The sequence below is a fragment of the Pseudomonas sp. genome (assembly GCF_050739655.1).
Classification (GTDB): Bacteria; Pseudomonadota; Gammaproteobacteria; order Pseudomonadales; family Pseudomonadaceae; genus Aquipseudomonas.
Genome location: NZ_JBOIBY010000462.1, coordinates 12,553 through 29,692 on the forward strand (window position 1 = coordinate 12,553; position 17,140 = coordinate 29,692).

At 58.5% G+C, this 17,140-nt stretch carries 28 protein-coding genes; 5 read left to right on the forward strand and 23 right to left on the reverse strand.

Annotated features, from left to right (window positions below):
* Position 1 precedes the first annotated feature (1 nt).
* The 23 genes from ACRESJ_RS22225 to ACRESJ_RS22335 form a co-directional block, all read right to left on the reverse strand.
* Positions 2-379 carry a hypothetical protein gene (locus tag ACRESJ_RS22225; protein WP_431759838.1) on the reverse strand — a complete coding sequence of 126 codons (378 nt, stop codon included), beginning with the start codon at positions 377-379 and terminating at the stop codon, positions 2-4.
* A 3-nt stretch (positions 380-382) separates the two neighbouring features.
* A complete protein-coding gene (locus ACRESJ_RS22230) occupies positions 383-652 on the reverse strand; it encodes a hypothetical protein (RefSeq protein WP_431759839.1) in 270 nt (89 codons plus the stop codon).
* Between the two features lie 55 nt (positions 653-707).
* Positions 708-1,676 carry a major capsid protein gene (locus ACRESJ_RS22235; protein ID WP_431759840.1) on the reverse strand — a complete coding sequence of 323 codons (969 nt, stop codon included), beginning with the start codon at positions 1,674-1,676 and terminating at the stop codon, positions 708-710.
* Positions 1,677-1,686: 10 nt separating this feature from the next.
* Entirely contained in the window at positions 1,687-2,424 is a 738-nt protein-coding gene (locus ACRESJ_RS22240) for a DUF6651 domain-containing protein (RefSeq protein WP_431759841.1), read from the reverse strand.
* Positions 2,425-2,559: 135 nt separating this feature from the next.
* Positions 2,560-3,618, reverse strand: coding sequence for a phage minor head protein (locus ACRESJ_RS22245; RefSeq protein WP_431759842.1), 1,059 nt, complete (start codon positions 3,616-3,618; stop codon positions 2,560-2,562).
* 3 nt (positions 3,619-3,621) lie between these two features.
* Complete coding sequence (locus ACRESJ_RS22250) at positions 3,622-5,001, reverse strand: DUF4055 domain-containing protein (RefSeq protein ID WP_431759843.1); 1,380 nt, start codon at positions 4,999-5,001, stop codon at positions 3,622-3,624.
* A gap of 2 nt (positions 5,002-5,003) precedes the next feature.
* Positions 5,004-6,491: a terminase gene (locus ACRESJ_RS22255; protein ID WP_431759844.1), complete on the reverse strand. Its 1,488-nt coding sequence runs from the start codon at positions 6,489-6,491 to the stop codon at positions 5,004-5,006.
* 2 nt (positions 6,492-6,493) lie between these two features.
* Positions 6,494-7,102 (reverse strand): hypothetical protein, encoded by a 609-nt coding sequence (locus ACRESJ_RS22260; protein ID WP_431759898.1) that lies wholly within the window; start codon positions 7,100-7,102, stop codon positions 6,494-6,496.
* Between the two features lie 298 nt (positions 7,103-7,400).
* Positions 7,401-7,589: a hypothetical protein gene (locus ACRESJ_RS22265; RefSeq protein ID WP_431759845.1), complete on the reverse strand. Its 189-nt coding sequence runs from the start codon at positions 7,587-7,589 to the stop codon at positions 7,401-7,403.
* Positions 7,586-7,780 (reverse strand): hypothetical protein, encoded by a 195-nt coding sequence (locus tag ACRESJ_RS22270; protein ID WP_431759846.1) that lies wholly within the window; start codon positions 7,778-7,780, stop codon positions 7,586-7,588. The genes ACRESJ_RS22265 and ACRESJ_RS22270 overlap by 4 nt, the downstream gene beginning before the upstream one ends.
* 3 nt (positions 7,781-7,783) lie before the next feature.
* Complete coding sequence (locus ACRESJ_RS22275) at positions 7,784-8,113, reverse strand: phage holin, lambda family (RefSeq protein ID WP_431759847.1); 330 nt, start codon at positions 8,111-8,113, stop codon at positions 7,784-7,786.
* Between the two features lie 288 nt (positions 8,114-8,401).
* Complete coding sequence (locus ACRESJ_RS22280; protein ID WP_431759848.1) at positions 8,402-9,079, reverse strand: hypothetical protein; 678 nt, start codon at positions 9,077-9,079, stop codon at positions 8,402-8,404.
* A complete protein-coding gene (locus tag ACRESJ_RS22285; RefSeq protein WP_431759849.1) occupies positions 9,076-9,687 on the reverse strand; it encodes a recombination protein NinG in 612 nt (203 codons plus the stop codon). Before ACRESJ_RS22285 ends, ACRESJ_RS22280 begins: the two co-directional genes overlap by 4 nt.
* The gene (locus ACRESJ_RS22290; protein WP_431759850.1) at positions 9,678-9,956 is read right to left on the reverse strand and encodes a hypothetical protein; all 279 of its coding nucleotides are present in this window, start codon (positions 9,954-9,956) and stop codon (positions 9,678-9,680) included. The genes ACRESJ_RS22285 and ACRESJ_RS22290 overlap by 10 nt, the downstream gene beginning before the upstream one ends.
* A complete protein-coding gene (locus tag ACRESJ_RS22295; RefSeq protein ID WP_431759851.1) occupies positions 9,953-10,423 on the reverse strand; it encodes a hypothetical protein in 471 nt (156 codons plus the stop codon). The genes ACRESJ_RS22290 and ACRESJ_RS22295 overlap by 4 nt, the downstream gene beginning before the upstream one ends.
* The gene (locus ACRESJ_RS22300) at positions 10,420-10,977 is read right to left on the reverse strand and encodes a hypothetical protein (RefSeq protein ID WP_431759852.1); all 558 of its coding nucleotides are present in this window, start codon (positions 10,975-10,977) and stop codon (positions 10,420-10,422) included. Before ACRESJ_RS22300 ends, ACRESJ_RS22295 begins: the two co-directional genes overlap by 4 nt.
* Positions 10,974-11,429 (reverse strand): hypothetical protein, encoded by a 456-nt coding sequence (locus ACRESJ_RS22305; protein WP_431759853.1) that lies wholly within the window; start codon positions 11,427-11,429, stop codon positions 10,974-10,976. Before ACRESJ_RS22305 ends, ACRESJ_RS22300 begins: the two co-directional genes overlap by 4 nt.
* 1 nt (position 11,430) lies before the next feature.
* The gene (locus ACRESJ_RS22310) at positions 11,431-12,237 is read right to left on the reverse strand and encodes an ATP-binding protein (protein WP_431759854.1); all 807 of its coding nucleotides are present in this window, start codon (positions 12,235-12,237) and stop codon (positions 11,431-11,433) included.
* Complete coding sequence (locus ACRESJ_RS22315; protein WP_431759899.1) at positions 12,227-13,012, reverse strand: YdaU family protein; 786 nt, start codon at positions 13,010-13,012, stop codon at positions 12,227-12,229. The genes ACRESJ_RS22310 and ACRESJ_RS22315 overlap by 11 nt, the downstream gene beginning before the upstream one ends.
* On the reverse strand, positions 13,012-13,749 hold the full coding sequence (locus tag ACRESJ_RS22320) for a phage antirepressor KilAC domain-containing protein (RefSeq protein ID WP_431759855.1): 738 nt from the start codon (positions 13,747-13,749) through the stop codon (positions 13,012-13,014). The genes ACRESJ_RS22315 and ACRESJ_RS22320 overlap by 1 nt, the downstream gene beginning before the upstream one ends.
* A 358-nt stretch (positions 13,750-14,107) precedes the next feature.
* A complete protein-coding gene (locus tag ACRESJ_RS22325; RefSeq protein ID WP_223535338.1) occupies positions 14,108-14,314 on the reverse strand; it encodes a hypothetical protein in 207 nt (68 codons plus the stop codon).
* A gap of 269 nt (positions 14,315-14,583) precedes the next feature.
* Complete coding sequence (locus ACRESJ_RS22330) at positions 14,584-14,772, reverse strand: hypothetical protein (protein WP_168757765.1); 189 nt, start codon at positions 14,770-14,772, stop codon at positions 14,584-14,586.
* Between the two features lie 29 nt (positions 14,773-14,801).
* Entirely contained in the window at positions 14,802-15,008 is a 207-nt protein-coding gene (locus tag ACRESJ_RS22335) for a Cro/CI family transcriptional regulator (RefSeq protein ID WP_431759856.1), read from the reverse strand.
* Between the two features lie 108 nt (positions 15,009-15,116).
* Here ACRESJ_RS22335 and ACRESJ_RS22340 point away from each other — a divergent pair, with 108 nt between their 5' ends.
* The 5 genes from ACRESJ_RS22340 (at position 15,117) to ACRESJ_RS22360 (ending at position 17,038) form a co-directional block, all read left to right on the forward strand.
* Positions 15,117-15,989 (forward strand): S24 family peptidase, encoded by an 873-nt coding sequence (locus ACRESJ_RS22340; RefSeq protein ID WP_431759857.1) that lies wholly within the window; start codon positions 15,117-15,119, stop codon positions 15,987-15,989.
* 40 nt (positions 15,990-16,029) lie between these two features.
* Positions 16,030-16,218 (forward strand): hypothetical protein, encoded by a 189-nt coding sequence (locus ACRESJ_RS22345; protein WP_431759858.1) that lies wholly within the window; start codon positions 16,030-16,032, stop codon positions 16,216-16,218.
* A gap of 52 nt (positions 16,219-16,270) precedes the next feature.
* Positions 16,271-16,504, forward strand: coding sequence for a hypothetical protein (locus ACRESJ_RS22350; protein ID WP_431759859.1), 234 nt, complete (start codon positions 16,271-16,273; stop codon positions 16,502-16,504).
* A gap of 86 nt (positions 16,505-16,590) precedes the next feature.
* The gene (locus tag ACRESJ_RS22355) at positions 16,591-16,791 is read left to right on the forward strand and encodes a hypothetical protein (protein WP_431759860.1); all 201 of its coding nucleotides are present in this window, start codon (positions 16,591-16,593) and stop codon (positions 16,789-16,791) included.
* Between the two features lie 28 nt (positions 16,792-16,819).
* The gene (locus tag ACRESJ_RS22360; RefSeq protein WP_431759861.1) at positions 16,820-17,038 is read left to right on the forward strand and encodes a hypothetical protein; all 219 of its coding nucleotides are present in this window, start codon (positions 16,820-16,822) and stop codon (positions 17,036-17,038) included.
* Positions 17,039-17,140: the final 102 nt, after the last annotated feature.

Here is a 17,140-nt window from a genome sequence, read left to right on the forward strand (position 1 = left end):
GTCAGCCCCTCACCATCGGAATGGAGTTGGTGCCCGTGGTCCAGGGGTAGATCAGCGCCATGGCGAAGTTCTCGCCGGACGACAGCGCGACCGAGCCTTGGACGTAGGTCTCGCTGACCGACGTGCCAGAGGTTGCCGATACCGTCTCGCTGACCGTCTCGCGGTCGGTAGCCTTGAACAGGTCGCCCGTCGAGGCAATCTTTGCAACTTGGGCGCCGGCCTGCTTGATCTCAGCCGGCACTTCGGCGGGAACAGGACGCTTGATTTTGCTGGTCAGCCAGGCATTGGCCTGCATCACAGACATGACCGGATCACCGGCACCCGCCCAGCCCGACCCCAGCAATGCGTCAACGTCTGCAACAGTGATGAAGTCGGTCATGGGTTATTCCTGATCGGCCTTGTCGAGCAGCTCGGCGAGCGCAGGCCGCTCGGCTTTTTCGTCGAACTGGATGCCTTTCTCGGTCAGCTTCGCCTTGATCTCGTCGACCTTCAGGCCCTTGGACGGCTTTTCGCTGCGAACCTTGATCGGCTCGGGGTGCTCGTAGTCTTCCGGCGCGAACTGGGCATCGATGATCTTGTAGCCCTTCTGGCGCAGCTCCGTCTTTCGCTCAGCGGTGACCGGGTGTTTCTCGTAAACGACTTTTTCGTCCATGGTGGACTCCATTCAACGGGAGGAAGGGGGAAGCCCGAAGGCCGCCCCCGATTCATCACTTGGTCGCGTCACCGATGGTGATAACGCCAGCCGAGGCCTTGATGCTGTTCGCAACCAGATCCCAGTTGGTGCCCGTGGCCAGCTCGGCGCTGGTTGGCGACTTTCCACCGTTGGCGGTGTCCCAGGTGTAGCCCTTCATGCCCAGACCGAAGTCGTAATCGGCCTGCATCGTGGTCTCGATACGCTCCTTTCCGTTCGAGGTCTCGATGTTAGTGATCAGGCTGGAACCATCCATCACCACTGCCGCACCGTCAGCCAGGCTCAACACCTTCTGCTTGTTCGGGGTGCCGGCCTCGTACAGAGCCGCGGCGTCGGTTACGATCACCGCTTTGCCGAGGATGTCGACCACCTGCACACCGCTGAAGGTGAACAGCTTCTCAGTGTTCGCCAAGTTCTTGCCGACCAGCTTGTGGTACATGGCGCCGGTCATGACCTGGGCAATCAGGCGCTGAGAGGCGTCACCGAACAGCGCGTGGGCGTTGTTGATGGCGATGTAATCCACGCCAGCAGTAGCCGACACGTCGTTGGTAGCGGATACCTGGTTGCCGATGGCGGCGACCAGAGCGGCGATGGAGGTGTTCAGCTGGTCCGCCATGATGGCTTCGGACAGGTTTCGGCTGATCACTTCCAGCGCTTCTTCCGGGCTCTTCTGCACCCAGGACAGTTGCGACGGCTCAAACAGGATCGGGCCAAAGCCGCCGGCTACCTTCACCGAGTCGTATTGCTTTTGGGACAGCGGCGTGGCTGCCTGATTGCCGTTCGCGGCGTAACGGTCAACACGGCGCTGGGCGCTGTGCAGGCCAGCCCAGAAGGACTCTTGCAGGAAGTCGCCGTCGATGCCTTGAGTGGTCAGACGGATGGAGCCGGCCGAGGCAGCGTTGAACTTCTCAACGTCCTGAGCCAGGGTTTCGATGGTGGTGCGCTTCAGGTACTCGTTGAATACCTTCATGTTCGACAGGGACATGTATTGCTCCTTAACTGGTTGCGGTCATTGCCTTGATGGCTGCTACGCGATCTGCTTTGCTGCCGCCAAAGTTGCCCTTGGCGCCGGAATTGCCGCCACCACCGTTCGGAGCGCCGCCGCCATTGGCGTTGGAACTCTTGAGGATGTGGTCGCGGTGCGGGTATTGCGAAACAAGGGTCTCGATGGCTTCGTCGAAGTCGGCCAGCTCACCCGGACGGGCGCGGCTAAAAATCTTCTGGCCCTGAGCGTCGTAGGCGACAACCTTGCCGTCTTCGATCTTCAGGTTTTGCCCGAAGGTGGCCTGAACCATGTCAGCCGGGACTGCCAGCTTTTCGCCGATGTACTTGGAGCGGGCGAAACTGCCGCCGATCTTCTCGGCATACAGCTGCTGCTCGAAGGTCTGCGCTTTGCCGGTCATTTCGTCCAGCTGGGTTTGGAAGGCCTTGCTGATCTCGTTGCGAACCGTGTCGATCTCACCGGCATCCACCAGTTTTTTCTGATCCAGCTTGGACACAACGTCCAGCGCATTGCGGGCGGCGGCAGGGTCAGCGATACCGTCGAAGCCTTTAAGGGACTTCTCGGCAGCCTCGGCGCGCTCGCGGTGACTCTTGGCCTCGGCATTCAGGCGGGTAATGGTGGACACGGTGCTTGAGGCATCGAAAGCCACTTCCTTCCCATCGTCGTGCACATAGACCGGCTTGCCTTCCTGGACAACTACATGGCCGTTTTCGTCGAGCTTGAGTTTCATTGTTTCTCCTTGCAGGCCATCCGGCCCAGTGCGCCCCGCTCATCCGAACAGGAAGGCAATAAAATGCCCCGTGAGTGCGAGGCTGGTTTGATTTGGCGCGCTACGTTTTGCGCGATTGCGTTTCGTGGCGCGGGATTACAGTCCGGCCTTGATGAATGCTTCAGGAACCATCTCTCGGAGCTGGTCCAGCGTGCGCGGCTTGAAGTTGTTGCCGATTTGCAGGTCAGAGAACTGCTCAGGCGTCATTCCGCTATCACGGAACAGCTTCGCCCTCTCCTTACCAATGACCGCATCCTGAAATGATGCCGGCTGCGTCTTGATCCACTCGTAATAGGTGGTATCGGCATTGATCTGCCCGTTCATGCTTGACCTGTCGGCCAGAGCGCCCAGTGACGGCGCATCCTTTAGGATCAGGATGAAGCTGGTCCTGCAGCGGATATGGAATGGAGGCCGCGGGCCTTCATCAATCGCGTACTCGGTGCCGTCAGCTGCCCGGCAATAAGCTGTCGTTCGCCCGTCCAGCGTGGCGATGATCTTCACGCCCTGCAGGATGTCGCTGTTCTGCTTGGCGAACTGATTGCGCGCCTGACTGGCAACGTGTTGCACAGCGGTGCGCGTCACGGCATCGGCGTTGCGAGCCGTGATCGCCAGAAGGCCGTCGGCGTACTTCATATCCCTGGTGCCGCGCAGGGTGCGCATTATCTCGGCGTTGGTCCTGCCCTCGAACCAGCCCTGCCGAATGGCACCCGTGACCCTCGAGCGCTCGGCCTTGCTCCAGTCTTCAATAAACGGGGTCAGCAGCTTGCCGCCGTCTGCGCCCTTCACGCCCAATGGCGACTTGAAGGCCGCCGTCTTTAGCGTGGAGAGCGCCGGGATAGTTGCCGTGTAGTTGGGCAGCGCAGCAGCAATCACCGCCGCCTCTGCTCCAGCCTGCCAAGTAGCGATATCCATCAGATCAAGCTGCATCTGATCGGTGTACTCAGTCAGGATGCCAGCCAGAGCCTCATCCACCTGCTTGAGCATTTCCTCAAGACGGGCGCGCTTGAAGTCGGTGATTTCTGACTTGCCCAGCTGCTCCCGTAGCGATCGATCGATCTGCTTTAGGAATGGCTCGAACTTCTCGACCTCGCTGGACTTGAGACTTTCCAACAGCACCGCGTTGCGGATCGTGTCGCTGATCTGGTCGCTGCCCATGGGTTAATCGTCCAGGCTCACGCCTTTGCTTGATTGAGTTTGTATGCGAGCCAGCTCCTTCGGCCAATCCAGTTCGTCGCTGATCACGCCGCGCCGCTGCATTTCGCTGTAGAGCGTTTCGTCGCTGAGCTTGCCGGAGTTGGCCATGCTGATGAGGTTCGGAAGGCTGATTTCAGGGGCGAAATCTGAGTCGAAGTTGCCGCGCATTTCGACGTGACCGCCATCTTGCAGGTTGCCGTAGTCAGCCAGGATCTGGAGCAGCTGAGCGATGCAGTCCGCGAACTGATGCGCCAGGCGCTCCAGCGGGGAAAGCTCTTGCGCCGCCTCTTCGTTGGCCTGAGCCGCCGTCTTGGTCGACTGCTTGTCCTTCTGGAGCAGCTTCGCCCCAGCCATGCGCATATCGTCGATCAGGTCTTGCAGCGACGTGCGCCCAGCCTCGATGGCTGCCCCGGTGTGCTCGACGTACTTGGCATCGCCGTCTCTCGGCATGCGGGTCGCGCTGGCCGAGCTGATGGTCAGCTGGAATTCTTCGTTGTCGGTGAACACGAACAGCAGCGGGACGCGGGCAACGTGCAGCAAGTTGTCCTGATCGCTCTGCGACTGCCAGTGCTTGACGTTGAGGTGGGCCAGTTCCAGAAGTGGCGGTTTGGCAGTCATCTGCCCGGTGCGACCGGTGTAGAACGTCACCCACGGGATGTATTTCAGGCTGGTTGCGCCCTGATCGTTCTGCACCCAAGCGCCGCCATTGTCCGACTTGCGGTAAGTCCGCCAGCTGCCAGGCTCCAGAACTCGAACCTGATCGATACACTTGGTGCCGAACTCGCCGTCTGCTTCCTCGACGCGCTCCATGTAGCGGACCTGAGCCAACTTGCCGCCGTCGAAGCGCCAGCCGAGCACCTGGCCCGGCTTGATGATGACCGCATAGGGGCGAACCCCGGCGGCCGTTTCCTCGGCGACAGTCTTGTACAGTTTTTTCCCTTCGGCATCGACGGTCGGCTGATGCTCAATCATCGCGTGACACAGGCCGTCAGCCAGTGCCGAGCGGAACCAGTCGACCGACCACGAATTGAGGTCGTTGCCGCTCAGGTCGATGTCAGTGCAGAGCGCCTTGATTGGATCTGGCACGTCCTCACCGATCTGTAGCGGCTCAGCGAACACTCGGGCGGTGTTGTTGCTGACCGTCTCGGCGTAGGCCGGGAGCAGCGTCGATAGTGCCAGGCGATCGCGGTAGGTTTCCTCAGCCTCAGCCGGGTACTGCGGTAGCAGTTTGGTGCCAGCCGCGCGCATGGCCTGAGTGCCGCCCATCAGCGGCTCAACAATGGCCCAGTGCTCGCGCATGCGCTCAACCGCGGGCAGGGCGATACTTGGGTCGCTGTTGCTCATATTCAGATTCTCAGGGATGTGGTGGAAGTTGGTGCTGGCTTGCGCTTGGTCATGGCGACAGCGAAGTAGCGGAAGGCGTCAGCGCCGTGCGATTTGTTGTCGTGCAGGGGTTTGTCTTTCCAGCAGCCGCGCTTGTCGTCCCACTCCTTGCGGTAGCCCTCAAGGTGGGTGATTCCTTCCTCGCACTTGGCCTCATCGAACACGCACTTGGGCAGGATCTCCCGCGCCGTCTCGATGCCGGTATCTACGCCAGATTTGGGAACGACCTGGAACTTGAGGGAGTACCGCTGTCCATCGATCTCGTAGCCCTCTTTGGCGATGTCCTTGCGACTCTTGGCATCGCTGCCGAACTCCCGGTTTTCGATGTCGTGCGGCCCCCAGTGCTCGGAATAGGTGTAACCCTTATCCTTGAGCACCTTCATGTAATGCCGCAGGCCTTCGCCGCTGTTCTCGTAGTAGTCGATGATGTGGTATTCGGTGCCGACCTGGCGCACGAACCAGATTGCCGTGGAGTCGCCAACGCCGATGTCCCAGAAGGTCATGACCGGCAGGTGCGAGTTGTCCGGAATCTTGCCGATTCGGCCCTCGGCATACAGTCGAGTGAACTGCTGCGCGTAGTAGGCGCCCTCGATCGTCTGCTGGAATGCTTCGGCAGGGATCGACGGGTATTCCCGCTTCATGTCATCGCCGAGGGTCTTTTCCTTGGCGGTGTACCAGGCGCGCTGGCCGGGATTGGTGACGATGCCGTACTTGGCGGTCAGTTCAGCGAAATACTTGCCCAGGCGCTCAGGGATGACGGCGTCGGTCGGGTCCAGCCAGTACAGCGAGTTACGCCACCAACTGAAGAAAAAGAATTTCCAGTCCAGTAGCCCGAGCGGAACCTTGGCGAGCTGCTGCTTCTCGGCCCCCTGCGAATAATCGAAGAAGTAACCGGCCCGGCCCTCTGCCGTCGACTCGATGGTGACGAAACAGTCAGCCGCCACCGCCTCGAAGGCGCCCGTGACGATCTCCCGCGCCTTGTGTGGGAACTTGGCGCAGATCTTCCCGAACTCGGAAACGTGCAGATAGCGCAGCGTGCCGCCACGGAACGATGTCGAGACGTACAGCGAGCCGCCTTTGCTGAAAACCAGCTCGCCAGCCGCATCATTGCGCGCCGGGTTTGCCGCCTTGATCTCTTTCGGCAGGTTGTCGTAGGCGTACTTCACCTTTTCCCGGAACAGGCGCTTGGCGTCGTTCAGAGTGTGGGCGATCAGGGCGCACTTCGCTGCCTCGAACAAGGCCGCATCCAGCTGGACGATACAGACGAGAGTGGTAAACCCAAGCTGCCGCGCCTTGAGGATGATGTTCCGGGTGTGCATTCCCTGGAAGTAGTCAATCTGCTCCTGCGTCATGCGGAAGCGGACCTTCTTACCGTTCTTGTCGGTAATCCAGTAGAGATTGTTCAGGCGCCAGAACCGATCCCGGAGCAGCTTCATATGCTCGGGCTTCATGGTCAGGCGTCCTTTGAAAGTTCGTCCATCAGCTTGGAGAGTTCTTCTGCCTCGCTGCCTCCAGACTTGGCGTCAAGGTCATAAGCCTGGCGCTCAAGGGAAATGAGGGTCTTCAGCGTCTCGGCCATTTCCTTCATCGTCTTGGATCGGCCAGGTAGATCAATGATCTTTTGGTATAGGTCGTTTCGCTTGTCCTGCCCGTTGTCGTCTTCGGAGCGCATCAGCTCGCCCAACTCTTCGAACAGATGCCGGTTATCAGTCAACCCTTCGAGCTCATCCAGCAGCTTGTTGGTCAGTCGGCGGCCGCGAGAAATGTCGCCACGGTGAGCCATGCGAATGTTCGCTATGACTTCGGCGTTTACCTCTATGATCTCTCTTTCGGTATCCGCCTTTTTGCTGGATACCTCACTGGATACCGTTCGCTTGGATACCAGCGCATCAGCCTTGGCCTGGATCTTTGCCTTGAGGTTTCGCTCCCAGCCATCCCGCTTGGCCCGCTTGTTGATAGCGCCGTGGGTAATGCCCTGGGTTGAGGCGATCTCGCGGATAGAGAGCAATCCAGCCCGGTAGGCTCGTTCGATCGCCTCCCAGTCGGGTTGCTTGGTTATCATGGCTTCACTCTGAAACTTGAAATGGTTCGGGTTGTCGGTATTGGTTACGAGAGCTGCTCTGGAGATTTGGAGATGCCAGGTCGTTTTGTCGTCGTAAATTCGAGACCGCTGGAAAACCGCAAGATCCATACCCCTTCTGAGACACCGCATTGGAGGGCGCGCGGCTACCTGATACTGGACTCACTCGAAGACAAAAGGCTTCCAGAGATCTACCCGAACCGCGATGAGGCCCAGGCAGAGTGCAATAGACGTAACGGAAAGTAGTGTCCAATTTATGCTGCAGTCACCCGCGGCACGCCTACCCCACCATCTTTGCCGTCTCACTGTGAGCGTGACCGTGCAACACCGCCACGACCAGGCCCTGAGGCAGACCAGCACCCTTTGCAGCATCAATCGCCTTGGCAATGACGCTATCCAGCTCAGTGACGGCCTTGTTGACGGCTGGGCTCAGTGGCAATGCGTGATGTAGCCGAGTGACGCTACTCACTTGCTCAGCTTCGGCTGAAGGATCACGCGGGCGACCATCACCAACAGGCCCAGCACGCCATATGCCACCGGCGGTAACACAGCTTGAAGCTGAGGCATCAGCTGTTCAGCTACGCCCAACACAGCGATAGCGCCACCCGCCTGCACGCTGGTCATGCTCAGCGCTTGTTTCCAGTTGTCGATCAGTTGCATGGGTCACTCCTGCCGCTTGGGCAATTTGAAGTCAGTGAATCGGTCGGCCAGGGCGGCAACCTTCTTCACGCCGAGGGTGCCGATGCAGGCGCCGACGGCAGCTGCAAGGCTGGAGGGAAGATTGAAGTATTCGAGCAGTGGGAACGCCCCAGCGGTGATCGCGCCACACAGGCAGGACTCAAGCAGGGCCTGTCGTCGTCCACCCCCGCCGTAGATCACGCGCAAGAAGGCGATCCAGCAGGACAGGGTCGCGGCATAGAACATCGGTGAGTGCTGGCTAAGCCAAGCCATGACGATGAGCCAGGTGTCCGGTTTGTCGGGCATGTTTGGCATCCGGATTCCTCCCTTGCGGGGAGCGAGATTGGTCCGGCACTCCCCGCCTCTCTGATCCGCTCGGAGCAAAGACGATGGCGTGGGTGCCAGATACGAAAAAGCCCCTGCGGATGCAGAGGCCTGAATGAGGCCCTCAAAAGTCGCGACGGGTGATCGCGATGAGGGCTGGAGGGAAATTCAAGACGCAAAAAACCCGGCGCAGTGGCCGGGCTTGAGTGTTGGTGTGCGTGTGGCGTGAATTGCGCACTATGGGGAAAGTACGCAAAAACTCCCGTCATGTCAATATGTTTATGCCGCGTCTTCTTCTTTTTCCGCGTGAATCACCTGCCATAGTGGTTGCTGCGCCTGGATATCCACTTCAGCGATCACTGCTTTCAGGGATTCCCACAGGTCGAGCCAGTCGCGCGTCCAGTTCTTCGGATCGATCGTCACACCGAAGAACTCTTTCATCTCGGCAGCCACCCGGGCCGGCCCCCACTCTGCCGCCCCGCTCACCTGAGCCTTGTACGACTGGAGCGCCAGGGTGACGAGGTAGTGCGCCTTCACGCGCTTGGCCGATGTCAGGTCAGGCAGTTCCGCCTTCGAAGCGATCAGCAGCACCGCGTTCATGACGTGCTGCATAGTCATCATCGGGTGATACAGGAAGTGCCCGAACTGCTGCACCTGGAACGGCAGCGTATCGATTGCGCGCAGAACCTTACCGATCGTTGCCAGGTGCGCGGCTCGGGCAGTAGATCGCCCGATAGGCGTCCGGCGTGTCTCGCTGATGCTGATCCGTTGCCGGGTGGCCATGATACGCTCTGCCTTGTCATCGCCCAGCGCGGCGAACACCACCTCGTGCTGGCGAGCCTTGGCTTTCTTGATTGATGCTGCCGACTGCGCCGAGTCGATTGCTGCAGCGGTGATGGAGGCGTTCGATTCATGTTGAGAGTCAGTCCATGCCTGACGTGCGCCAATTAGCTTCATGCTGCTGCCCTCTTCAGTTCCTTGGTCATTGCCCGGTAGTGGGCCTTGATGGCTTTGATTTCTTCCACGGTGTACTTGCGAGCCGGATGAGGCCCTTCAATCCATGCAACCTTCTCGGCGCCGATGCGCTTCACCAGCCGGATGCGGTACTCCACCGCGTTGCCGGACAGGTTGCGGTTGCACTTCACGCACTGGCGGTGGATGTTCAGCGGCTCGAAGCGCAGCTCAGGGCAGGCGCCGACGGATCGGTAGTGACCGGCGTCCCACCGGCTGCCCGTCATCAGGTCGTTGTCGTTCGGCATCGAGTCGCAGCTGATGCACGGCAGATGCGCGTCACGCAGGCGCACGAACTCGTTCACAGCGGCTTGGGCTTCGCGCAGGTGATCCGCCCTGCTCTTCAGCCTCTCCTTGCGGACCTTGATCTCTTTGCGCTCGACCTGAGCCAGAGCCTTGCGCGCCTTCTCCTGGTTCTTCGGCGCATCCAGAATTGCGCAGGCCGGACTGCAAACCGCCTGCCCCAGGCGCGCCGGGACGAATGAGGCCCCGCAGGTTTCGACTCGGCATTTCTTCGGCTTGGGTGCCTTCTTCTCCTTGATGGCTACGCGCACGGTTCGGCCTCCTTGGCGTTATGCTGCTCGGGAGCGAAGTCACCGCGCAGTGGCATGAGCCATTTTTCCCAGACAATGGCCTTGTCTTCGCTGACAACCCATACAGCCTCGCCACCTTCTTTCTCGTACACGCCCGGGTCCATCGGATCTCGACGATCAACGGGGCCAACGCAGTGACGACTGATCAGCTCCACGCATGTACCGATCACCGGCGGGAACGTGTGATTGACCACTAGCGCCAGATCGCCAGGCTTGAAATGATGGCTCATGCAGCCACCTCACCCAGCAGATCCGTGAACACCACGCCGCGCTCCGTGAAGTCGGTGACGATGCGGTCGGTGTAAGCGATGCCCTGGGCGCGACTGAACAACCGGGTTACCGGGAATCCGTCCGGTCCGAACAGTGGGCAGGCCCCCATCAGGTCCAGCTTTTGCCCGTAGGTCAGGTGCCGCATGGTCTGGTACCAGCCGTTGCGGAAATCGTCGTCCTCGTTCAGCAGGATCTGGACGCCGAAGTGAAGCTTGCAGTACCGGCGAGCGTCCTCCACATCGCCGATCTGCGTCATCGCGGCAATGCGCTGGTACAGGGAGAACCACAGAGCGTTCTGGTCGAGCGTGCGGTCCTTGCCCGGTCGCAGCGATACGACGACGAACTTCTTGTCGCGGTACATCGTGGTCAGGCAGTTGATGGCTTCGGAAAGCTTGGCCTGGCTGTTGACGCTGATTTTGTCGGTCATGCCTGCTCTCCGTTGCCCGTGGCGTCTCTCTCGGCATCTTGCTCATCCGCCCAAGGGAACCGCGCGTACTCGCTGAAATCCATTTCCCAGTGCTCGGGCTCGGTCATGCCTACGTTGTCGTAATGCGCTTTGCAGTGCCTGCAATCGAACACATAGAGCCCTGCACCGTGCTCGAAATAGTCCTCTGCATACGCAAGAAGATCCGACTGCATCAGTGCAAGCTGTTCGATGCAGATTGCTCCTTGCACTGCGCTGATGAATGGATCATCACCCTCGCCAAGAAACACCTGAATCCAGACCGACTCCTCTTGATTTCGCCATGCGTCCGCGTCGTATTTGGCCTGTTCCAAATCATCGAGCAGTACCTCGTTCTCGGCCTTGAGCTGGTCGATCTCCGCTTCGGTCGCCGCAGTCGAGGCCAGCCAAGCCTGCCATGCTGTTTCATCCTCGGGGAGAATGAACCTGCCACTCGACTTGTTGAAGCCTACGTTCAGGACGTGCGACTGAGTTTTCAGCCACTCAACGAACTGATCGCGCATTTTGTCGATGCTCATTCCCCGAGCTCCTTGAGCAATTGGCGCGCACCCATGACGGCCCCTTTATCACCGGATGTTTTGCTGATGTCGGAAAGAAATCCCCGCACCCTTCGGCTCTCCGCCTTCAGGTCTACGACCATCGACAGGATCTCTTCCCTGTCGCTGTTCATGTCGGCATTGAGCGCATTTCCGATTGCGCCTAAGTCCATACAAGCAGCAAGCAGCATTCTCTGGTTGCGCTCCAGTTCGGCTATCAACTCCAGAACCAACTCAGGAGCGCAGGCCAATACCAGGTCTGCGTAGTCCTTGTTCTGCGACATGAAATCCGGGAATGACCGGTTCTGATGCACATCGAAGACGATTCCGTTGTCATTGCGTATGTAAAGCGCGCCATGGCTACGCATGAATCGAAGCGGCTGATGGTTCCGGCATGCCTCGGCCAGCCGTTTCAGTTCGGTGTAATCGGTCATGTCAGAATCCCTCCTTGCCGCGCTGCGATTCCCACTCGAACGGCACGACGATCATTCCACCTTCGCGCAGACGGTCGACGCAGCGCTCGCCCATGGCGCCGGATAGCTGCCCGGCATCGAGGTTGGAGATCACCACCGTCGGGCGCTCCTGCTCGTACCGTCCGTTGATGATTGCGAAGAGAGTGGTCAGCTCGAAATCACTGGGCTGCTCCTTGCTCACGCCAACTTCGTCCAGAACCAGCAAATCAGGGGTGACCAGACTTGACAGGATTTCGGCCTCGCTACGTTCGCTGTGCCTGTCATACGTGGCGCGGATCGCCTGCAGGATCGCTCCCACGGTGCGATACACGGCCGTGCGAGATGTGTTGTGCAGTAGCTCGTTGGCCATGGCCACGCCCAAGTGCGTTTTCCCGGTACCGGGCTTACCGATCATCACCATGCAGCGACCGGTCTTCAGGATCTCGTCGAACACCTGCACATAGCGCTTGCAGAAGCTCAGCGCCTTACGCTGGCCGTCGCTCTCGACCTGATAGTTCTCCAGGGTGCGAGCAATGAACCGCTTGGGGATCAGCGCGTCGCCAAGCTTGCGAGCGATTGACAGGCGAATCTCATAGGCGCGATTCGCCTCTGTCGCCGCCTCGCGCTCTTCATTGGCCAGCCGCTGGCATTCGGGACAACCGCCCTTCAACTCGCGGTTGAGGATGACGGTGACCTTCTGCTCGTACGGCCCGTGCTTGTCGCACTCGGCAGGCTGGACGCGCATGTTTGGCAGGACTTCTGTCATGGAGACGACTTTTTCAGAGCGCATAGCTGCCGTCCTCGCGCTGGGTCAGGCCTGCGGTGTAGTCGCGTTCAGCGAAGCCGGTGTGGCGCGATTGCGGGAACGGGTGGACATTGTTTGGCAGCAACACCTCATCTTCCCAGCGCTTGCCATTCAACCAGGTGGTCGGCATCGGGATGTACTTACCACCCTCCTTGATCCAATCCGCAGAGACGACCTGAGCCGACAGACCCTTGCAGATCACTGCGAACAGGTCATCAGTGACCTTGAGCTTCGTCCATGCCTTCTGCGCCTTGGCCTTGTCCTGCTTGCGTGGATACAGTGCCCAGAATTTCGGGAACAAGTCTTCCTTGGCCGATTCGCGCAACGCAGATGCGCAAGTCTCTTGATCTATTGGTTCATGGTTAGTGGTTAGTGGTTCTTGGTTAGGTGCCGGTTCGTGCACGACTGGTGCACGCTCCGTGCTATTTCCTGCACGCCTCGTGCGCTTATCCGCTTCACGCTTTTCCGCAATTTCCTTATTTTTCAATGCTGTAGCGTGATAGCTAGTAATTTCGTCCTGAATACGGGTTTGGACGTAACGACCGTCAATGAGCTCGAAGAACTTGCGCAAAACAAGCTCAACTGCGTCGATTTCGTCCTTGTTTCTGGCCCAGCACCAGTCGATTGCTTCTTCCATCGTAGGGAAGCGTTCACGGTCATAGCACGCATCGAGCAAGAGCGTGTACGCACCGTGCTCAAGCATGGTTAGGCGCCCGGCCTTCTTGTGATAGTCACCAATGTTGCGCTTGAAGTAATGCATCATGCGACCTCCCGGAGCTGGTATTGCGCCCACAGGCCGGCAACCCAGTTGACGCCTTTGGGGGTGAATTTGGACTGGTTGAACGAGTGGCCGCTGTCACTGGTGCCCGCCCGGACTTCAAAGCGCCCGGCGTCGATGTGAGGCTGATACGCCTGCCATTCGCCGCCCATGCGGTACATGATTTTTTTGTCGATCAGGAATTCACGGAATCGCGACTCGTTGGCCTTGAGCAGCTTGGCGGTTTGGCGGAAGCCCTTGAGGCCAGTTGAGTCGACGTATTTTTCGACGAAAGCGATCTTTGGCGCCGCCTCGATGAGGGCCTGGCTGGCCTTCTGCTGCAGCTCGAATTGTTCGGCCCAGGCACGGGCAGCAGCAGCCGGATTGGAGAAGTCGGGAAGCGTGGCGATAACGCGGCCGCCTTCCAGCTCTCGCCAGCGCTTGATCACTTTCATACGCATTGCTGCGCTGTACCCGGTCAGGAGGCAATCCGTGTGCTCGCGATCCAGCAGATACTCGGTTTGCTCCCTGTTCATGCTGTCCAGATAGATGTGAGCAAAGTCGCTCACATCTTCATTCAGCTCAGAAGTCATGGCTTGAATGTCGCGCTTCACATCCGGATGACGCTTCCCGGTGAGTTCTGCGATTTCGCGCGATGACATAGTGCGCGACACGTTTTCATGATTCACAAAACGTGTCGCAACATTGGTAGGGGTATTGATATGTGGCTGGGTTTGCATATAATCGGTCCCACATCGATGTTTAAGAGAGCCGGGTCACTACCCCGGCTTTTTTATGCCTGCGGAAATACCAGTCCCTCTAAAGGGACCTTTTCCTTCGGTCCCTAATAAGGGACGACGCGTTCACCTTCGCGGCCCGAACTGGACTACGTTGTCACTTACTGCCGACTTCCTTCTTCGCGAGAGAAACCGCCCGGCCTTGCGCAAGATCTGCGATGCCAGCTCATCAGTGCTTATCCCCATCTCCGAGGCCCAAATCTCCAGGTCCTCGAAGTCGTTCTTCCTGAACTGCGCCACCTCAACCTCTCGGATAGGGGGTGCATCGTTTACTGCTGGCATTGGCCCTCCCCTGACCTATTCAGGCCCTGAGCTTTTTTTCGCTGATTAGCGGCAGATAGCCGTGCTCTTTCTTGAATGCCAGAGCCGCAAGAATGATTTCGCGGGCCAGCACGCTGTGTTGCGCCTTGAGCTCATGGGCGTAGTCCTTGAGCTCGTGGAAATCTTCGTCATCCAGACGAACCTTGACCTGGTGGTCGTGGCGGTGGGCTTTGTCGTCATAGGCCATCAGGTGTTCCCCTGGTTGCTACGGTGATCGTGTGGTCTGGATGACCTTTACAGTTACGTTTCAGGGCCTGCTCAGTCCCTTCTACGGAAAGGCTTTACTGTGCCCCGCGGACTGCGGGGCTTTGTCCGTTGGGCCAGTTCTCGACGCATCAACTCGGCTGCCAGCTCTTCAGGGGTTACCCCCCTCTTCGCTGCCTCACGCTCAAGCTGCTCCATCTGCAACTGGTCCAACTGGACCTGTTCGATAGGCATGGGGCCTCCTTTAGGCCTTCAAGCCACTTGGTGTTCGTCGGTATTCTCCGAAGCCAGCGCAGCCAACTGCGCTTCCAGCAGTTCGCGGCATAGAACCGCGCGCTGAGTTCGATGGAACTTGGCCAGGGCCTGAATTAGCTCGAACGTGTCCTCATCGACCCGGACCTTGATCTCGCGGTCATGTAGGTGCTTGGGGTTGGCGTACATGCAGGTCTTGCTCCTTGCTATTGGAAAAGTTAGGCGGCGGATTTCTTTAGGGCTGTCTGCGCCGGGAAGGCCTTGAGTTCATGCGCTTCAAAAGTCCCGTCGCGATTGCAGATCACGGAAATTCTTCTCTCCGCCGCGATGGCCTTGCTGATTGCGGCTGGGCTGACCCCAAGAGCCTTGGCCGCAAAGGCCTGCCCTTTAGTAGCAACCAGCTCCGTAAGTGGGATCTGCTTCATTCTGGAAATCTCGAATGGTGTTCTCAAACCCAATATTAACCGCCGGTTAGCTTTCTAGCAATACCGCCGGTTGACGCAAATAAATTAACCAACGGTTAAATTTCGCGGATGAGCAAAAAGAAAGAGCTATCCCCCGAGCTAAAAGCTGAGTGCGACGCCGCCAAGGCGCTTTTCGTATCGAAGAAGAATGCGCTCGGGCTTACCCAGGCAAGTCTTGCCGCTGAGGCTGACATCTCGGCTGCGGCAGTGGCCATGTACCTAAACGGCACGAATCCGCTGAACGCCAAATTCGCGGTTGTTTTGTCTCGTTTGCTTGGCGTGCCCGTTGAGCGATTCAGCAAAAGACTCGCGAACGAAATCAGCGGATTAATGAGCTCCACTGAGCAATCTGTCGCGCAACCGTCAACTCTTTCGGCTTCCGACCTGGTTCGCCAGATGTTGGAAAAGCAGGGAAAAGGGCTCAGCGAGGATGCCCGCCGCCGATTACTTGCTGCGGCCGAAAGCAACGATGGAGGCGGCGTTCTTGAGGTCGACTACTACCGACCAGGAGTTGTGGGTGACGAGGTATGGATCGCGCATTACGACGTCCGCGCCGCCATGGGTGGCGGGCAGATACCCCATGACTATCCGGAGTTGCTCCAGGACGTCAGGGTAAGCCCCCAACACCTGCGCGAGATGGGCGTCGAATTCAAAGAGCACTTCCATCTCAAGATGGTGACCGGTTGGGGTCAGTCGATGGCGCCGACGATCAAGCACCGCGACCCGCTCCTAGTCGACATCAGCATTCGGGAGTTCGTAGGGGACGGGATCTATATGTTTTCGTGGGAAGGCCACCTCTACATTAAGCGCCTGCAATGGATCGGTGACGATCAGATCAAGATGATTTCCGATAACGAGCGACACCCACCACAGACGATCAGAGCTGACGAGACCTATATCCAGGCGCGCGTGCTGCTCGTTTGGAATGCTCAGTTGGTTTAGCTGGCACCAAGGCCGAGGTATCTGGTTTGAGGATTTAGGCATGGCGCACTCACTTCAATACCACATTGTGGAATCCGTTCGCACTATTGAGGCTGAAGCGGGGAAGTTGCTCGATATGGCTGCAATGCTCAAAGAAGCTGGGAATGTTGAGCTGGCTATGGCTGTTGTAATCCAGGCGAACAAGCTTATTGAAGCGGCGGTAATGCTCAGAATTGCTATGACGCGGTGAAGGCGGGACAGATTGTACGAACTAAGTAGCCAGGATGACATTAGGGGAATGGATGACTCTCAGTAACGTAGAACAAGGCCTGAAACGTGACCTTCAAGGCATTGCCTCCGACCTGAAATGGTCGGCGGTGGAGCTGAAGCGTATCGCTGAGCGATTGACCCTCAGCGGCAATGATTTCGATGCTCAGGCTATCCATCGCCTGATCGCTATTTTTAAAGATGGTGAAGCGAAGCTGAATACCCGGGCGGTGGAAATGACAGCCCCCTGCCCTGAGCCGGTAGCCTGAGGTCAATATGTCCCTCACCAAGCCCGACCGAGAACCGCGGGGCATAAATTTTAAGATACGGAGTTCTATCGATTCCAAGGACAGGTATGAAAAATACGATCAAACTTTTTGCGCTGACCATGCTTGCTGGTTGTAGCACTCTCAAGCCAGAACCCCTTCCGCTCCCTGCGGGCAACATGCCGATGACGGAGCAGGAATACCAAGAAGCTGAGCTGTTTCTGCTCAAGAAGCAGAAACTACCGCCGGATGAGCACCTGAAGCACCGCAATGAGACTCCGGTGCGCTAGGGTTTGACCGACGACGCGAGGGATTTCGATGACGCAAAGCAAGCCCGACCAAGAACCGCCCAGCAACCCCAAAAAAGCAACCGCTGCTGACATTGAGCGGTCTATCCAAGCCCTAAACATACTGGCCGAACGCCTTTGGGGTGATGGCCGAGAAGCCGAAGCGAAAGCCCTCATTGATGCCTTAGATGCATTGAACCGGGCGCTGGATCGGATCCGGATTGGTGAGAGTCGCAAGACCCTCCATTGAGGCTACAACTGGTGGGGTATGCGGATGAGCTGAAGGCCGGGAGGATTGTGCGGGGGAAGGCTGAGTAACGGGTTCAATACATTTACACTTACGCAAGGATCG

Coding starts and splice junctions, on each gene's coding strand:
- ACRESJ_RS22250 (WP_431759843.1), bottom strand. CDS start 5,001: ATGAGCAACAGCGACCCAAGTATCGCCCTGCCCGCGGTTGAGCGCATG.
- ACRESJ_RS22255 (WP_431759844.1), bottom strand. CDS start 6,491: ATGAAGCCCGAGCATATGAAGCTGCTCCGGGATCGGTTCTGGCGCCTG.
- ACRESJ_RS22305 (WP_431759853.1), bottom strand. CDS start 11,429: ATGACCGATTACACCGAACTGAAACGGCTGGCCGAGGCATGCCGGAAC.
- ACRESJ_RS22345 (WP_431759858.1), top strand. CDS start 16,030: ATGGCGCACTCACTTCAATACCACATTGTGGAATCCGTTCGCACTATT.
- ACRESJ_RS22275 (WP_431759847.1), bottom strand. CDS start 8,113: ATGCCAAACATGCCCGACAAACCGGACACCTGGCTCATCGTCATGGCT.
- ACRESJ_RS22300 (WP_431759852.1), bottom strand. CDS start 10,977: ATGAGCATCGACAAAATGCGCGATCAGTTCGTTGAGTGGCTGAAAACT.
- ACRESJ_RS22340 (WP_431759857.1), top strand. CDS start 15,117: ATGAGCAAAAAGAAAGAGCTATCCCCCGAGCTAAAAGCTGAGTGCGAC.
- ACRESJ_RS22235 (WP_431759840.1), bottom strand. CDS start 1,676: ATGTCCCTGTCGAACATGAAGGTATTCAACGAGTACCTGAAGCGCACC.
- ACRESJ_RS22270 (WP_431759846.1), bottom strand. CDS start 7,780: ATGCAACTGATCGACAACTGGAAACAAGCGCTGAGCATGACCAGCGTG.
- ACRESJ_RS22330 (WP_168757765.1), bottom strand. CDS start 14,772: ATGTACGCCAACCCCAAGCACCTACATGACCGCGAGATCAAGGTCCGG.
- ACRESJ_RS22260 (WP_431759898.1), bottom strand. CDS start 7,102: ATGATAACCAAGCAACCCGACTGGGAGGCGATCGAACGAGCCTACCGG.
- ACRESJ_RS22240 (WP_431759841.1), bottom strand. CDS start 2,424: ATGAAACTCAAGCTCGACGAAAACGGCCATGTAGTTGTCCAGGAAGGC.
- ACRESJ_RS22295 (WP_431759851.1), bottom strand. CDS start 10,423: ATGACCGACAAAATCAGCGTCAACAGCCAGGCCAAGCTTTCCGAAGCC.
- ACRESJ_RS22325 (WP_223535338.1), bottom strand. CDS start 14,314: ATGGCCTATGACGACAAAGCCCACCGCCACGACCACCAGGTCAAGGTT.
- ACRESJ_RS22335 (WP_431759856.1), bottom strand. CDS start 15,008: ATGAAGCAGATCCCACTTACGGAGCTGGTTGCTACTAAAGGGCAGGCC.
- ACRESJ_RS22225 (WP_431759838.1), bottom strand. CDS start 379: ATGACCGACTTCATCACTGTTGCAGACGTTGACGCATTGCTGGGGTCG.
- ACRESJ_RS22245 (WP_431759842.1), bottom strand. CDS start 3,618: ATGGGCAGCGACCAGATCAGCGACACGATCCGCAACGCGGTGCTGTTG.
- ACRESJ_RS22310 (WP_431759854.1), bottom strand. CDS start 12,237: ATGCGCTCTGAAAAAGTCGTCTCCATGACAGAAGTCCTGCCAAACATG.
- ACRESJ_RS22230 (WP_431759839.1), bottom strand. CDS start 652: ATGGACGAAAAAGTCGTTTACGAGAAACACCCGGTCACCGCTGAGCGA.
- ACRESJ_RS22350 (WP_431759859.1), top strand. CDS start 16,271: ATGACTCTCAGTAACGTAGAACAAGGCCTGAAACGTGACCTTCAAGGC.
- ACRESJ_RS22360 (WP_431759861.1), top strand. CDS start 16,820: ATGACGCAAAGCAAGCCCGACCAAGAACCGCCCAGCAACCCCAAAAAA.
- ACRESJ_RS22320 (WP_431759855.1), bottom strand. CDS start 13,749: ATGCAAACCCAGCCACATATCAATACCCCTACCAATGTTGCGACACGT.
- ACRESJ_RS22355 (WP_431759860.1), top strand. CDS start 16,591: ATGAAAAATACGATCAAACTTTTTGCGCTGACCATGCTTGCTGGTTGT.
- ACRESJ_RS22290 (WP_431759850.1), bottom strand. CDS start 9,956: ATGAGCCATCATTTCAAGCCTGGCGATCTGGCGCTAGTGGTCAATCAC.
- ACRESJ_RS22315 (WP_431759899.1), bottom strand. CDS start 13,012: ATGCATTACTTCAAGCGCAACATTGGTGACTATCACAAGAAGGCCGGG.
- ACRESJ_RS22280 (WP_431759848.1), bottom strand. CDS start 9,079: ATGAAGCTAATTGGCGCACGTCAGGCATGGACTGACTCTCAACATGAA.